Annotated in this window: 1 pseudogene; it reads left to right on the top strand. The window is 58.9% G+C overall.

Features of this window, described 5'->3' with window-relative positions:
• Nucleotides 1-69 precede the first annotated feature (69 nt).
• Nucleotides 70-309: pseudogene (locus tag DIE04_RS29560) on the top strand (hypothetical protein); the annotation flags it as partial.

The raw sequence follows: 309 nt of genomic DNA, 5'->3' as shown, positions 1-309 counted from the left end.
GCCTACGTGCTGGCGCACGCACCGTACAGTCTCGCCAATGCTGACGGCCCGAACAAGTCCGACACATTCATGGATTCATGGTCGCAACGCGCGACGAAAGACGGCAGCGGCCGGCGTGGACGACAAACCTACGCCGCGCGCACGAAGACATTCGGCAAATTCCTCTCGATCATCGGTGCTCGAAAAGCATACGAACAGCCTGCCGACAAAATCGATGAGGACATGGAAAACGAGCGGGTCTCGCCGACCAGCAATCGGTCTTATGCGGCGCAAGAGGATCGCGCGAGGCACGGATTGAATGAATCGACG

The organism is Burkholderia sp. Bp8994 (assembly GCF_003853805.1).
Classification (GTDB): domain Bacteria; phylum Pseudomonadota; class Gammaproteobacteria; order Burkholderiales; family Burkholderiaceae; genus Burkholderia.
Note: the sequence above shows the minus strand (reverse complement) of the source record. Positions and strands in the feature narration are given on the sequence as shown.